General features: G+C 61.2%; 12 protein-coding genes. 9 read left to right on the top strand and 3 right to left on the bottom strand.

Annotated elements, in window-relative coordinates:
- The first annotated feature begins 31 nt into the window (after positions 1-31).
- The gene (locus tag M2400_RS14080; RefSeq protein ID WP_177044640.1) at positions 32-670 is read left to right on the top strand and encodes a ribonuclease T2 family protein; all 639 of its coding nucleotides are present in this window, start codon (positions 32-34) and stop codon (positions 668-670) included.
- 6 nt (positions 671-676) lie between these two features.
- Here M2400_RS14080 and M2400_RS14075 read toward each other — a convergent pair whose 3' ends face one another.
- From M2400_RS14075 to M2400_RS14065, 3 genes are read right to left on the bottom strand one after another with little or no spacing between them, the layout of a single operon-like run.
- On the bottom strand, positions 677-1519 hold the full coding sequence (locus M2400_RS14075; protein ID WP_177133243.1) for a metal-dependent hydrolase: 843 nt from the start codon (positions 1517-1519) through the stop codon (positions 677-679).
- A gap of 15 nt (positions 1520-1534) precedes the next feature.
- Complete coding sequence (locus M2400_RS14070; protein WP_177133241.1) at positions 1535-2434, bottom strand: SDR family oxidoreductase; 900 nt, start codon at positions 2432-2434, stop codon at positions 1535-1537.
- Positions 2431-3969 carry an NAD(P)/FAD-dependent oxidoreductase gene (locus M2400_RS14065; RefSeq protein ID WP_259197198.1) on the bottom strand — a complete coding sequence of 513 codons (1539 nt, stop codon included), beginning with the start codon at positions 3967-3969 and terminating at the stop codon, positions 2431-2433. The genes M2400_RS14070 and M2400_RS14065 overlap by 4 nt, the downstream gene beginning before the upstream one ends.
- A 303-nt stretch (positions 3970-4272) precedes the next feature.
- On the opposite strand from M2400_RS14065, the gene M2400_RS14060 reads away from it, so the two are divergent.
- The 8 genes from M2400_RS14060 to M2400_RS14025 all read left to right on the top strand — a co-directional run bounded on the left by M2400_RS14060 (position 4273) and on the right by M2400_RS14025 (position 14627).
- Positions 4273-5271: an alpha/beta fold hydrolase gene (locus M2400_RS14060; RefSeq protein ID WP_259197197.1), complete on the top strand. Its 999-nt coding sequence runs from the start codon at positions 4273-4275 to the stop codon at positions 5269-5271.
- Between the two features lie 318 nt (positions 5272-5589).
- The gene (locus M2400_RS14055; protein WP_177044650.1) at positions 5590-6870 is read left to right on the top strand and encodes an alkane 1-monooxygenase; all 1281 of its coding nucleotides are present in this window, start codon (positions 5590-5592) and stop codon (positions 6868-6870) included.
- A 147-nt stretch (positions 6871-7017) separates the two neighbouring features.
- On the top strand, positions 7018-7512 hold the full coding sequence (praA, locus tag M2400_RS14050; protein WP_017479886.1) for an alkane oxidation protein activator PraA: 495 nt from the start codon (positions 7018-7020) through the stop codon (positions 7510-7512).
- A 133-nt stretch (positions 7513-7645) separates the two neighbouring features.
- Positions 7646-8131: an alkane oxidation protein activator PraB gene (gene praB, locus M2400_RS14045; RefSeq protein WP_177044654.1), complete on the top strand. Its 486-nt coding sequence runs from the start codon at positions 7646-7648 to the stop codon at positions 8129-8131.
- Between the two features lie 122 nt (positions 8132-8253).
- Positions 8254-8757 (top strand): alkane oxidation protein activator PraB, encoded by a 504-nt coding sequence (gene praB / locus M2400_RS14040; protein ID WP_259197193.1) that lies wholly within the window; start codon positions 8254-8256, stop codon positions 8755-8757.
- A 102-nt stretch (positions 8758-8859) separates the two neighbouring features.
- Positions 8860-10305 carry an outer membrane protein transport protein gene (locus tag M2400_RS14035; RefSeq protein WP_177044658.1) on the top strand — a complete coding sequence of 482 codons (1446 nt, stop codon included), beginning with the start codon at positions 8860-8862 and terminating at the stop codon, positions 10303-10305.
- A 283-nt stretch (positions 10306-10588) separates the two neighbouring features.
- Positions 10589-13126: an acyl-CoA dehydrogenase gene (locus tag M2400_RS14030; RefSeq protein WP_259197186.1), complete on the top strand. Its 2538-nt coding sequence runs from the start codon at positions 10589-10591 to the stop codon at positions 13124-13126.
- Between the two features lie 157 nt (positions 13127-13283).
- Positions 13284-14627 (top strand): 3-oxoacyl-ACP reductase, encoded by a 1344-nt coding sequence (locus M2400_RS14025; RefSeq protein ID WP_259197185.1) that lies wholly within the window; start codon positions 13284-13286, stop codon positions 14625-14627.

The following is a 14627-nucleotide window of genomic DNA, read 5'->3' as shown; positions in this document are numbered from 1 at the left end:
CTTGAATGTTCTCTTTTAAAGGAATGAGCAGATGAAATGGAACGCAGCCTGGATGGGTTTGTGGCTGATATTGGCGGGTGCCGCGACGGCAGCGCCGCGGGCCCAGAGCCAGGCCGGGGAATTTGATTTTTATGTGTTGTCGCTGTCCTGGTCGCCGACCTTCTGCCTGACTCACCCGGACGACCAGCAATGTTCGGGCAAGGGTTATGGTTTTGTCCTGCACGGGCTGTGGCCGCAGTACGCGAAAGGCGGCTGGCCGGCGTCCTGTGCGCCGCAGTCGCGTCTGTCGGATGCCGATTTCGCCAAGGGCAAGACACTGTTCCCGTCGCCCAAGCTGCTGCGGCATGAGTGGGCCAAGCACGGCACCTGCAGCGGCCTCGAGGCTTCGGCCTATCTGGACAAGACCGATGCGGCGCTGGGCGTGGTCAAGATCCCGCAGAAGCTTGAGCCCTTCAATGTGCCCAGTGGCCTGGCTGCGCGGGACATCGAAGCGTTGTTTCGCGAGAGCAACCCGGCCATGGGCAACCATGGCCTGGCTGTGATCTGCAAGGGCGCGGTGCTGACCGAGGTGCGGGTGTGCCTGACCAAGGACCTGGCGTTTGCCGGCTGCCCGCGCAGCGTCAAGAGCCAGTGCCGGGACGGTGACATCCGTATCCCCACCCAGCGCTAAGGGGACTCAGGCGGGCCCATAGCCTTTATGGGTCTGCTCGATCTCTTCCACCAAGCGGTCGATTCCCGCCAGGCGCGCCCGGTTGTCATGGTCCCAGGGGTGAAATCCGGGCTTGAAGTAATGCAGCCACGGCAGCGCCATGCGCGGGAACACGCCCTTGGGCCCGTACAGAAACTTGAGCATCCGCCAGAAGCCTTTCAAATGCCCGCCCGAACGTCGGTCGGCAAACAGCAGGCGCAGGTGGAAATCGAAGATCACCAACCAGAAGAGCAGCGTGGTGGTCAGCATGGTGCCGGTGCGCAGCAAGTACCGCTTGGGCCCGGGCTTGATCACGCTGTTCCACACATCAAACGCCACCGCCTTGTGCTCGGTTTCCTCGAGGGCATGCCAGTACCACATCTGCTGGTAACCCTTGACCGAATCACCAAACCGCGACGGGTCGCTGAGGAGGATTTCCGCGAGCATCGCGGTGTAGTGCTCCAGGGCAATGGTGACCGCCAGGTTGAACGAGGCGGGCATGTATTTCTTCTGCGCGTCGAGGATCATCTTCAGGCGGCGATCCAGGGTGTGCGCCGGCAGCCCGGCGGCTTGCAGCAGGTCGTTGTAGGCCACGTGCTCGCGGCTGTGCATGGCTTCCTGGCCAATGAACCCCTGGATTTCTTTCTTCAGTTGCGGGTCTTCGATGCGCTGGCGGTAATGGCGCACGCTGTCCATGAAGAACAGTTCGCCCTGGGGAAACAGCAACGACAGCGCATTGAAGAAGTGGGTGATGAACGGGCCTTGTTCGTGCCAGTTCTTGATGCGTTCGGCCGGCAAGGCAAAACGGAGGTCGCGGCGAATCGGCAGCATGGTTGGTACTCCAGTTCAGAGACGTTGCTCTTCGTTGGTTTCAAGGACGGGCGAGGGCGCGCTGCGTTGTTTGGGCGCCATGCGTTTGCTGGCGAGCACCACCAATGCTTGATAGGCGGCCGGCAGGCAGCGGGCGAGCAGGTCCAGGAAGTAGGCGTCGCGGCCGATCAGCACGCGGCGTTTGTTTTTGCGTACGCCATTGAGGATCACTTTGGCGGCCTGGTCGGCGTCGGTGATGAACAGTTTTTCGAAGTCGGCCCGGGCCTGTTGTTCGCTGTGGATCAGAAAGCCGGTCATGTTCGCGTCGATCCGGCTGCTGCGGCAGATATCGGTGCGGATCCCGCCGGGGTGCACGCAGGTGGCCGAGACTCCGCTTTGTTGCAGGTCGAGTTCCTGGCGCAGGGATTCGGTAAAGCCGCGCACGGCGAATTTGGTGGCGTTGTAGCCGCTCATGCCCGGCTGGGCGAACAGGCCGAACACGCTGGAGGTGTTGACCACATGCCCGGCGCCGCTGGCCTTGAGGTACGGCAGGAAGGCCTTGGTGCCATACACCACGCCCCAGAAGTTGATGCCGACGATCCATTCAAGGTCGGCGTAATCCACGCCTTCGACGGTGCTCGACAGGGCGACCCCGGCGTTGTTGAAGATCAGGTTGACCTGGCCATGTTCGGCTGCGCAGCGGGCGGCCCAGTCTTCCACGGCCTGGCGGTCGGAGACGTCGATCACGTGTGAGGTGACCAGCACGGGAGACAGGACCTGGGCCTTGATCAACGCAACCGTCTCCTCCAGGCCCTGGCTGTTTTTATCCGCCAGCGCCAGGTGGCAACCCTCGCGCGCCAACGCCAATGCCAGCGCGCGCCCCATGCCCGAAGCCGCACCGGTAATCGCCGCCACGCGGCCGTTGAATGACTTCATGACAGGCTCCCTTCAGGGGTGGTGTGGGGCGGCGCCGAAGCAGGGCGCGGCGTCGATGGCATCGGCACCCGGCTGGCGACGTAGTCCTTGAGGGCGAAATGCCGGGTGACCTGCTTGAAACGCCAGGTCGAGCCGGGCCACAGCGTGGTGTTCTTGCCGGTGCGCGGGTCCAGGTACCAGCTTTTGCAGCCGCCGGTGGACCAGATGGTGCGCTGGAGTTTTTCCTGCAGCCTGGCGTTGTAGGCCAGTTCCACTGTCGGCTTGACGTCCACCGTGGCGATGCGATGGCGCTGCATCTGTTGCAGGGCGTCGAGGATGTAGGTGACCTGGGCCTCGATCATCAGGATCATCGAGTTATGCCCCAGCCCGGTGTTGGGCCCGACGATCAGGAACAGGTTCGGATAGCCCGGCACTGTGGTGCCCAGGTAGGCGTGGGCGCCGTCTTGCCAGGTGTCCATCAGGTCGATGCCATGCCGGCCGATGATGCAGTTGCGGGGCAGGGGATCGGTGGCCTGGAAGCCGGTGCCGAAGATGATGCAATCGGCCGGGTGCTTGATCCCGTCGGCGGTGATCACCCCGTCGGCCTCGATGCGCTGCACGTTGTCGGTCACCACCTGCACGTTGCTGCGCGATAGCGCCGGGTAGTAGTCGTTGGAGATCAGCACGCGCTTGCAGCCGATGGTGTAGTCCGGCGTCAGGGTCTTGCGCAGGGAAGGGCGGGCCACTTGTTTGTGCAGGTGGCGCACGGCGATTTTCTGCACCATTTTCATCAGGCCCGGGTGCCGGGCAAAGCCCACCACGCGGCCTTCCAGTGCCCAGTAGAACGCGCCGCGCATCAGGCGCTGGGTGAAGGGCAGGTGCTTGAACGCCCAACGTTCGACGCGTGAAATCGGCCGGTCGGGCTTGGGCATGATCCACGGCGGGGTGCGCTGGAACAGGTCCAGATGGGCCACCTGCGGCGCGATCTGCGGCACGAACTGGATGGCACTGGCGCCGGTGCCGATCACCGCCACGCGTTTGCCCTTCAACGAATACTCGTGGTCCCACTGCTGGGAGTGGAAGCGCTTGCCCTTGAAGCTGTCCAGGCCGGGAATGTCCGGCAGCGCCGGGCGCGACAGGCCGCCCATTCCCGATACCAGCACCCGCGCGCTGACCTGGCGGCCATTGCTGAAGGTCAGGCTCCAGTGCTGTTGCGCCTCATCAAACACGGCCTTCTGCAGGCCCATGCCGAACCGCAGGAACGGCGCCAGCTCGAAGCGTTGGGCGCACTGCTCCAGGTACGCGCGAATCTCCGCCTGGGGCGCGAATTGCCGCGTCCAGTGCGGGTTCGGTGCAAAGGAAAACGAATAGACATGGGATTGCACGTCGCAGGCGCAACCGGGGTAGTGGTTGTCCCGCCAGGTGCCGCCCAGGGAGTCGGCTTGCTCGGCAATAAAGAAGTCATTGAAGCCGGCTTCCTTGAGTTTGATCGCCATGCACAGCCCGGCAAATCCGGAACCGATGATGGCGATGTCGACAGTGTCGTGGGCATTCATAGGCTGTCCCTCGTGGGCTGATGGCGCCTGACGGGTTTCGACATCGGATGTGCTCCTTGTTTTTGTTTTGGCTTTTTAGATAGAACACCATTGCAAAGGAAAATTGAATTAATTATTTTAAAAAAGATTTTAAATAATCTACCTGAAAATATCGTCTAGGCTACGATCCAGTTCCTAATGTGCGACTTATCCGACGGACGAGGGCTTTTACGCACGCAGTCAAGGTCCAGGGTATGGACGATGCCGAGGTGCTGACCAATCCCGGTCAGGCCGCCGGCTGCAGGGATGCAGAGGAACCGAGCTATGGCTGTCGAATGGTTTGTCGCTGCGGGCGTGTGTGTAGGGTTAAGCGTAGTGTTGTGGGGCTTCAGTGCCCGGATGACACGGCGTATAGAAGCCGCTGTTCCGATCAACGGGCGCTTTCTGGAGATCAACGGCGAGCGCTTTCATTATGTAGACGAGGGCAAGGGCCCGCCGCTGGTGATGATCCACGGGCTGATGGGCAGCAGTCGCAACCTGACGTATGCCTTGTCTGCCCAATTGCGCGAGCACTTTCGGGTGATCACCCTGGATCGTCCGGGGTCGGGTTATTCCACCCGGCATGCCGGCACCGCCGCCGACTTGCCTGGCCAGGCCCGGCAAGTCGCCAGCTTTATCAAGACGCTGGACCTGGATAAGCCACTGGTGCTGGGCCACTCACTGGGCGGGGCGATTTCCCTGGCGCTGGCGCTGGACCATCCCCACGCGGTGTCCGGATTGATCCTGGTGGCGCCGCTCACCCATCCCCAGCGTATGTTGCCGCTGGTATTTATGTCATTGGCGATACGCCCCGGATGGTTGCGGCGCTTCATGTCCCACACCCTCACCATGCCCATCGGCCTGCTGACCAAAGGCTCGGTGGTCAAGGGCGTGTTCGCTCCCGACCCAGCCCCGGAAGACTTCGCCACGCGTGGCGGCGGCTTGCTGGGCATGCGGCCCGACAACTTCTACGCCGCCTCCACCGAGATCAACCTGGTCAACGATTTCCTGCCGGACATGGTTAAGCGCTACCCGCAATTGACGTTGCCGGTCGGGCTGATCTATGGCGCCCAGGACAGGGTGCTGGACTTCCGCAAACACGGCCAGGCCCTGGCCAGCCTGGTGCCGGGCCTGAAGCTGCAGTTGGTGGAAGGGCGCGGGCATATGTTGCCGATCACCGCCACCGAGCGTGTCGCGGCGGTGGTGGAGCAGGTGGCCAGGCGCGTCCGGCCACCGGAGAGCGCCACGGTTTTGCATCCGCCGTTTGCGTTGGCGAGTAAATAATTGTGCGACTGAACACGCGGTTCTACGCCGTCAATGCTTGCCCTAGACGCCTGACCAATCGGCTGAAAAAGAGACTGCCCGGTCACGCAAAAAAGGGTTCAAGAATTTAGTTGACGACCTAACGATTCCGCGCTATTTATTTAAAAAAATTATTTGAATGTCTAATTTGAAATAATTTTTGAAATGCCTAAGAGCGAATAAAATAATGAAAAAAACGCCTTTTATCGCATGGTTGAATTCTCGGAGCAGTCACCGCTCCGTGTACCTGTCCAGTGTTGATTTTTTCTCCCTGCCTGCCTGCCTCGTGCGGAGGCTGCCATGAATCAGACCCTGGCTGCCCCGAACGTCTGGACCGACGGCAAACGCCACCTGTGGTGGCTCGGCATCATGCCCCTGGCAACCCCATTGCTCTCAGGCTCCCTGGCCATCACCACCGGTGTGCAACAGCTGTGGTGGGTTGGCGTACTGGTGATCTTCGGCCTGATCCCGCTGATCGACGGCCTGCTGGGTGAAGACGTCAGCAACCCGCCGGAATCCGCCGTCAGCAACCTCGAATCCCAAAGCTACTACCGCTGGATCGTCTACACCGGTGTGCTGTTTGTCATCTCCTCCGTGGTGATCACCGGGTGGCTGGCGGCAGGCGGCATCGACTGGATCATCAACGGCGGCCTGCTGCACGCCACCGCCACCCTGGACCCATCGAGCTGGCTGGCAAAGACCGCCGCATTCATCACGGCTCGCACCGAACTGCACGGCGAAGTCAGCTGGTTCACCTACCTGGGCATGGCGATGTCCACCGGCGCCGCCACCGGCATCGCCATCAACACCGCCCATGAACTGGGGCACAAACCGCGCCTGCTGGAAGTCGTCCTGGCCAAGATCACCCTGGCGCCGACCTTCTACGGGCACTTCTACACCGAACACAACCGTGGCCACCACGTGCGCGTCGCCACCCCGGAAGACCCGGCCAGCTCGCGGCTGGGGGAGAGCTTCTGGGCCTTCCTGCCACGCTCGGTGTGGTTCAGCGCCCGCTCGGCGTGGAACCTGGAACGTGAACGCCTGCGCAAACTCGGCCTGCCGGCCTGGCACTGGAAGAACGGCGTACTCAGCGCCTGGATGTACAGCGTGGTGTTGTGGGGCGCGATGATTGCCTGGCTGGGGGCGGCAGTGATTCCGTTCCTGATCATCCAGGGCATCTACGGCTTCTCGCTGCTGGAAGTGGTGAACTACGTGGAGCACTACGGTTTGAAGCGCCAGAAGTTGCCCAATGGTCGGTATGAACGTTGTTCACCCCGGCACTCGTGGAACAGCAACCGGATTGTCACCAACATCTTTCTGTTCCAACTGCAGCGTCATTCTGACCATCACGCCAATCCAACCAGAAGTTATCAGTCCCTGCGTCATTTTGATGAGTCGCCGCAACTGCCCTACGGTTATGCCAGCATGATTGTCTGGGCCTATGTACCGTACTTGTGGCGACGACGCATGGACCATCGGGTACTTAATCATTATGCCGGGGACATTACCCTGACCAACCTTCAACCTTCACAGCGTTTGAAGTACCTGGAGAAATACAGCAACACCACCAGTACCTTCTAACGAAAACAGTCAGTTGTAGGGCGTACTCGGGATCTGTGTATCGCGCAGGTTTTTATCGCCCCGGGATTATCGGTTTCGAGTGCGACTTAGTTGCAAGAAAGTTTGTTTGACCCTAACAAAAATAAAATGAAGGGAAGGACGTACACCATGCAAAACCCTGCCAAGTTCACGACGCACATTGTATTGGCCGCCCTGGGCCTGATCGTTTACCACCAGGCCCAGGCTGCCCGTATCGAACCCGCCGGCAGTGCGTTTACTGCCCAGGGGCCCATCAGCTTTTCCAAGGGTGCGCTGATCAGCGCGGATTGCACCATCAAGGTCGCCGGCAAGGTGGCGGCGGATGGCTCGTCGGTGAATGTCGACAAAGTTGAATTCGACGGCGGCCTCAAGTGCAGCCGGGTAGAAGCGATCAACTTGCCGTGGGTATTGGTGGCTAAAGATACCAAGAGCGGTTCGATGTCGAAGATCGCCGTCGATGTGCATGCCTTTGGGTTGGGCGGCAAGTGCGGACCTTCTACGGCAGACGGAACCTGGGATAACGCCACGGGCAAGTTAGAGGCTGCCAATGTGCCTATCGGCGAAGACTGCACGATTAAAACGGTGTCGATCAAGATGCCCCCGACGTTCAAGGTTGTTGAATAACACCCCCCGAATTTGTAGCGGTAATTGAATTGAAATTTGGCTGGAAAGGGAAGTTCTGCAGATTCACCGTGACCTCTCGATCATGGCCATTACCCCTGGCGAAATGACTCGCCATTACATGTGAGGAAAAATAATGAAAAGCTTGAAAACCCTCGTTTGTGCAACTTCTTTCGCAGTGTGCTTCGGCGCAGCTTCCATGGCCAGCGCGGCTTCCATCTCCCCGGATGGTCCGTTCTCGACCAGCGCCGGCACCATCGTCGTGAAGTCGCCTTCGTCCTTCGGTGCCGCGGTGACCTGCGGCATCACCTTTACCGGCAACGTTAGCGGTGGCGTGGCCTCGATCAATGGCGCATCCCTGACCGGTGGCGGTCTGTGTGGCCTGCCAACGCTGACCAACCTGCCTTGGGTACTGACGGCTGCAACGGGTACCACCGGTAGCGTAACCAACGTCGGCTACAAGATCACCTCGATCCCGGCCACCAACTGCGGCCCAACCACCATCGCTGTGACCTGGACTCCAGGCAGCAAAACGCTTTCGGCAGCCAATCAGGCGCTCACCGGCAACTGCACCGTGGTTTCGCTGAGTGTTGTTGCCCCAACGCTGACCGTTAATCCGTAAGCGGGACTCCGTAAAGGGCTGATCACCCCGTTGAAAGACCGGTGCCTCGTGTGAGGCGCCGGTTGGGGAAACCACCGGCGGAGCCGGTTGGATACGGTATTTATTGTCTGGGGAACATGACAATGCAAAGCCTTGTGAAAACAGCACTCCTGGGTTCGATGTTAGCGGCTCTGGGCGTTGCCTCATCCATGGCGGTCGCGGCGGGTTTCAGCCCGCCGGGTCCGTTTAGCGGAACCAATGGCAGTGTTGTGTTGAAGCTGCCATCGACGTTTCAAGCCCCGATGACCTGTGGTCTGACCCTGTCGGGAACGATTGATGCCAATGGCGTGGCGATCATCAGCAGTGCCGTGCCGGCAACCAACGGGCTCTGCCCCTTGCTTAAGGTAACCGGGCTGCCCTGGACCGTGAACCTGAGCAGTACGACGCAGGGAAGTCTGAATAACATCGGTTTTTCGATGGCCAAACTGGGAGTGCCCGGAGATTCAGTTTGTGGCCCAGTCAACGTTGTTGTCTCGTGGGACAACTCTACCCACGTGTTGAGCGCAACCAATCAAGCCATGAGTGGCTACTGCACTTTGGTGTCGTTGAACGCCACGCTGACCGGCTCGCTCACCACCAATCCCTGAATACCGATACACCGTTCCAGGACAGGCGTTCTTTGAAAGACGTTCTGTGGTTACACGACCCACCGGCAGGGGCCGGGTGTAAATAATAATAAGGAGTACCGCATGAACAATAAGAAACAACACGCTCACACGTTACTGGGACTGGCCCTGTTGGGGGGCTTGATGACCACAGGGCAAGCGCAGGCGGGTGGGTTCTCCACACCGACCTTCGGCGCGCCAGGATGGGGTCGTGCGTTTGGTGGTGGTTCACTGTTCAAAAATGACCCCAGTGCGGCGTACAACAACCCGGCAGCCATGGCCTTTATCGATTCAACCATCGCGCAGCAGACCGTTGACTATGCTCGGGTCAAGATCAAATACACCGGCCAGGCCTATGACTACGCGGGCAACCCGGTGACCAATACGCCCGTACTGGATGACCTGGGCAATACGGGCGACCCGGTCCTCAACACTAACAATGGCGGGCAAGGCGGTTTCACCGCTTGGCTGCCGACGGGCTTTCTGGTGATTCCCATGGGCGACCGTTTCGCCTTTGGTCTGAGCCAGGTCGTGCCACAGGGTATGAAAACCACCTGGAACGAAGACTCCAAACTGCGGGATTTCGCGGTCGATACCAAAATCGAGACCATCGGTCTGACGGGCTCCCTGTCGTTCAAGGTCAATGATCAGTTCTCGGTCGGTGGTGGTGCCATCGTCCAGCGCAGTCAAGGGTTCGTCAGCCAGAACATTGATTTGCTGGCCGCCGCGGATGTTTCTCCAGGACTTGGCGGCGCGGGGTTACCCACGGGGCTGGGGCATTCCTTGATGCGTGTGAAAGTCGATAACATCTCGGTGGGCTGGTTTGGTGGCGTGGTTTGGAAGCCGACGCTGCAAGACACACTTGGCTTGAACTATCACGCCAAGATCAAAAACAAGATGACCGGCAAATACAACATCTACACAGATGCCGTCGGCCGTAACGCGATGACCAATCCGATCGGTCCAAACGGCGAAACCCTGGTTGAAATCGCCTACCCTGGTCTCAAGCTGTTCCCGGACGGTGCCCACGCCAGTACCCAACTGGATATCCCGGCTACCGCTTCGGTTGACTGGGTTCACGAGTTCAACGACCGCTGGACGTTGGGGGTGAGTGCTACCTGGACTGAATGGTCTTCCTTCCAGGACCTGACGCTCAAGTCCCAAGGCACCACCATTGTTGCCATTCCCTACAACTACAAAAACGCCTGGATGACCTCGATTGGCGGCGACTACAAAGCCACCGATGAACTCACGCTGCGCGCCGGTGTGGCTTACGACCAGACACCTACCCGCAACTCTACCCGGGACCCGCGAATCCCGGACGGTGACCGTTACTTCCTGGCATTTGGTGCTGGTTATGACATCAAGGCTGTTCCTGGCCTGTCGGTGGATGCCGCGTACTCGCACCAGTTCGTGCAGAAGGTCAACCTGAAGACCAAGAACGTTGATCGTCTCGGTGCGGCGCAGTTGGACGGCGAGGCTGAATCCTCAGGGGATGTGGTCAGCTTGTCGGCAACCTATAAGTTCTAAGGTTGTCAACGGCAGTAGTGGAGACGGGCAGCCAGCGCATCTTGCTGCCTTTCTTCAGGCTGTCGTCTATTGATGGGTCGCCCTGGCGACCGATTTCGATTCCTTCCACTTAACCTGCAAGGCTGGCCCCGTTCAGCCGTTGTTTTTTTGTCCAAGCATTAAATAAAAATTTCAAAACAAAATTTGAATTTATCTTTTCAAGTTTGTAGTGTGGCTTTACGTCACAGGTTATTGCGACCTGCTTGCGCATCAGCCGTACCCTGAATTGAGTAGAGGTATCCCCATGGTTATCTGGTTATTGGCAGGACTCGCAGCAGCGACTGCCCTGGCGTATCGACAAGCCGCTGCCACCCTTTGGCTGGGTGCCGGCCTGGTCTGGCTGGCGGTCGGTTACCTGTTCAACGTGGTGGCCGGTTTCGGCGCCGGTGTGGTGGCGGTGCTGGTAGTGTTGCCTGCGTTGCTGCTGACGATCAAACCGCTGCGCCGCACCCTGTTGACCAGCAAGGCCCTGGGCCTTTTCCGCAGCATCATGCCGGCGATGTCCGACACCGAGCGCGCCGCCATCGAGTCCGGCACTGTGTGGTGGGACGCCGAGCTGTTCAGCGGCAAACCGCGCTGGGAGCGCCTGCTGCAAGCTGCGCCGGCCAGCCTCAGCGTTGAAGAACAGGCCTTCCTCGACAACGAAGTGGAGACCCTGTGCGACATGTCCAACGACTGGGAAACCACTCAAATCTGGCAAGACATGTCCCCCGAGGGCTGGCAGTACACCAAGGATGCCGGTTTCCTCGGCATGATCATTCCCAAGCAATACGGCGGCAAAGGTTTCTCCCACTACGCGCATTCGCAGGTGGTGATGAAACTTTCCACCCGTTGCTCGGCGGCGGCGATTTCGGTGATGGTGCCCAACTCCCTGGGCCCGGCGGAACTGCTGCTGCACTACGGCACCGACGCCCAGCGCAACTACTACCTGCCACGCCTGGCCCGTGGCGAAGACATCCCGTGCTTCGCCCTGACCAGCCCGTATGCCGGCTCCGATGCGGGGGCGATTCCTGACCTGGGCATCGTCTGCAAAGGCCAGCATGAAGGCGAGGAAGTGCTGGGTTTTCGCGTGACCTGGGACAAGCGCTACATCACCCTCGGCCCGATCGCCACGGTGCTCGGCCTGGCCTTCCGCGCCGAAGACCCGGACGGCCTGCTGGGCCAGCCCGGTTCCCTGGGCATTACCTGCGCGTTGATCCCAACCAGCCACCCAGGAGTGAACAGCGGCCGGCGTCACTGGCCACTCAACGCCGTGTTCCAGAACGGCCCCACCACCGGCAAGGACGTCTTTATCCCACTGGAATGGGTGATCGGTGGCCGCGAGCAAGTCGGCAACGGCTGGCGCATGTTGATGGAATGCCTGGCCGCCGGCCGGGCGATTTCCCTGCCGTCGGCCAACGTCGGCCTGGGCAAGGTGGCCGTGCGCGGCACCACGGCTTATGCGGCGATGCGCAAGCAATTCGGCCTGCCCATCGGCAAGTTCGAAGGCGTGCAGGCGCCACTGGCGCGCATGGCCGGGCATCTGTATGCCTGCGATGCGGTGCGCAAGGTCTCGGTGGCGTCACTGGATGCCGGTGAAAAGCCCTCGGTGATCTCGGCCATCGCCAAGTACCACGTCACCGAACGTGCACGCATCATCGTCAACGACGGCATGGACATCGTGGCCGGCAAGGGCATCTGCATGGGCCCCAACAACTTCCTCGCCCGGGCCTACCAGCAAAGCCCCATCGCCATCACGGTGGAGGGCGCGAACATCATGACCCGCTGCCTGATCATCTACGGCCAGGGCCTGATCCGTTGCCATCCCTATGTGTTCCGCGAGATGGAAGCGGCGCGCAACACCGACCGGCGCAGGGCCCTGGTGGATTTCGATAGCGCGATGTTCGGTCACCTGAGTTTTGTATTGGCCAATACCGTACGCGCCGCAGTGCATTCGCTGACAGGCGGGCGGCTGATTTCGGTGCCGGGCAAGACCGACCCGGCGCTGGCGTCCTACTATCGCCAGGCCAATCGGCTGTCGGTGGTGCTGGCGTTGATCTCGGACATTTCCATGGGCGTGCTGGGCGGTGCCCTCAAGCGCAAGGAAAGCATCACGGGGCGGCTGGGGGACATTCTGTCCCAGCTGTATATCCTGTCCTGCGTGCTCAAGCGCTTCGAGGATGATGGCCGGCCACAGGCGGATTTGCCGCTGGTGCATTGGGCGGCCCAGGACGCGTTGCTGCGCGCCCATGAAGCCCTGGCTGAAGTGCTCGATAACTATCCGTCGAAAGCCGCGTCCGCCGTGGTGCGTGGCTTGACGTTCCCGTTCGGAATCCCGCAGCGCAAACCGTCGGATCGCCTGTTGGCGCAAGTGGCGGAGCTGGTGCAGGTGCCGGGGGAAACCCGTGACCGCTTGCTGGGCAACTCCTACATTCCGCGGCCGGAAATCGACAAGCTGGCTTATGGCGAACTGGGTTTGCGCCTGCTGCCCCAGGTGGAGTTGATCGAGGCGCGGCTCAAGGGCGCGGTCAAGCAAGGCCTGATCGACCCCATGCCGATTTCCGGCGCCGCGTTCACCCCATGGCGGGTCAAGGCGCGGGCGCTGGACCTGATCACAGACGACGAAGACAGCTTGCTGGCGCGCTATGTGGAATACGGCGATCACGCGATCCAGGTGGACGACTTCCCGCAGGACTTCGGTTTGCTGGAAGCCCTGCAGCAGCGCCACCAGGCGTTGGAACAGGCCGCCAAACCGAGCGCAAAGCGCCGCGCCAGCCAAGGCGAAAACGCGCCGGTCAACTGACTGGAACTGGAGGAACACGGTCAATGTGGGAGCTGGCTTGCCTGCGATGCAGACGCCGCGGTGTATCCGTTACACCGAGGCGATGCCATCGCCGGCAAGCCAGCTCCTACAGAGGTCGGGTTTCCATGGCAAGACCGTGTTGTGAGTGAATTTACCCATGAGTGACAGCTACCTTTCTTTCGTTAACTCCCCCTGGGGCGCCTGGCTGGCCCGCACCGCCGGGCTGCCCCAACCCCTGGCACTGCAACGCCACCGCAGCGGCCAGCAAGGCCTGGCCAACCCGGTGATCGTCGCCGGGGCAGGGCGCCTGACTGCTGAAATCCAGCGGATCTTCACCGCCACCGACACCGTGAGCGCAACTGCCGCAACCCTCAAGGCACCGTCCACGGTCAAGGTCCAGGGCGCCGTGTTCGACGCCAGCGCCATCGCCGACCTCAAGCAACTGGACGAGCTCTACGCCTTCTTCCACGCCAACGCCAAGCGCCTCGGGCAGCACGCACGGGTGGTGGTGCTCGGCACCGCGCCGGAGTTGTGCAAGGACTTGCCGCAAGCCATCGCCCAACGCGCCCTTGAAGGGCTGGTACGCTCACTGGCCAAGGAGCTGCGCCGGGCGATCACCGTGCAGTTGATCTACGTTGCACCGGGCGCCGAGGGCGCGCTGGAAAGCAGCCTGCGGTTCTTCCTGTCGCGGCGCTCGGCCTATGTCTCGGGGCAAGTGGTGCGCCTCGAAACACCGGTGGACAGCCAAGCCGAGATCAACTGGGACAAACCCCTCAGCGGCCGTCGCGCCCTGGTCACCGGCGCCTCCCGTGGCATCGGCCTGGCGATCGCCCAAGTGTTGGCCCGCGACGGTGCGCAAGTAGTCTGCGTGGATGTGCCCCAGGCCCAGGAATCCTTGCAACAGGCCGCCAGCAGTGTCGGTGGCACCGCGCTGGCGCTGGACATTACCGCCACCGATGCCGCGCAGCAGTTGCAGGCCCATGTCAGCCAACACGGCGCGTTCGACGTGGTGGTGCACAACGCCGGGATCACCCGCGACAAGACCATCGCCAAGATGACTGAAGCGGCTTGGCGCAGCGTATTGGCGGTCAACCTGGAAGCACCGCTGCACCTGAGCACCGCGCTGCTGCAAAGCCAGGGCCTGAATCCGGGCGGGCGGATCGTGTGTGTCTCGTCGATTTCCGGCATTGCCGGCAACCTCGGGCAAAGCAACTACGCCACCTCCAAGGCCGGGGTGATCGGCCTGGTGCAAGGCCTGGCACCGCAAGCAGCGGCGCAGCAAGTGACGGTGAATGCCGTGGCGCCCGGTTTTATCGAAACCCAGATGACCGCGAAAATCCCGCTGATGATCCGCGAAGCGGGGCGACGGATGAATTCCATGTCCCAGGGCGGCCAGCCCATCGACGTGGCGGAAACCATCGCCTGGCTGGCGCATCCGGCCTCCGGCGGGGTCAACGGCCAGGTGGTGCGGGTCTGCGGCCAAAGCCTGTTGGGAGCCTGA

This window comes from Pseudomonas sp. BIGb0558, assembly GCF_024807515.1.
In the GTDB taxonomy this organism is placed as follows: Bacteria; Pseudomonadota; Gammaproteobacteria; order Pseudomonadales; family Pseudomonadaceae; genus Aquipseudomonas; species Aquipseudomonas yamanorum_A.
This window is presented reverse-complemented; position numbering and strand designations above follow the sequence as displayed.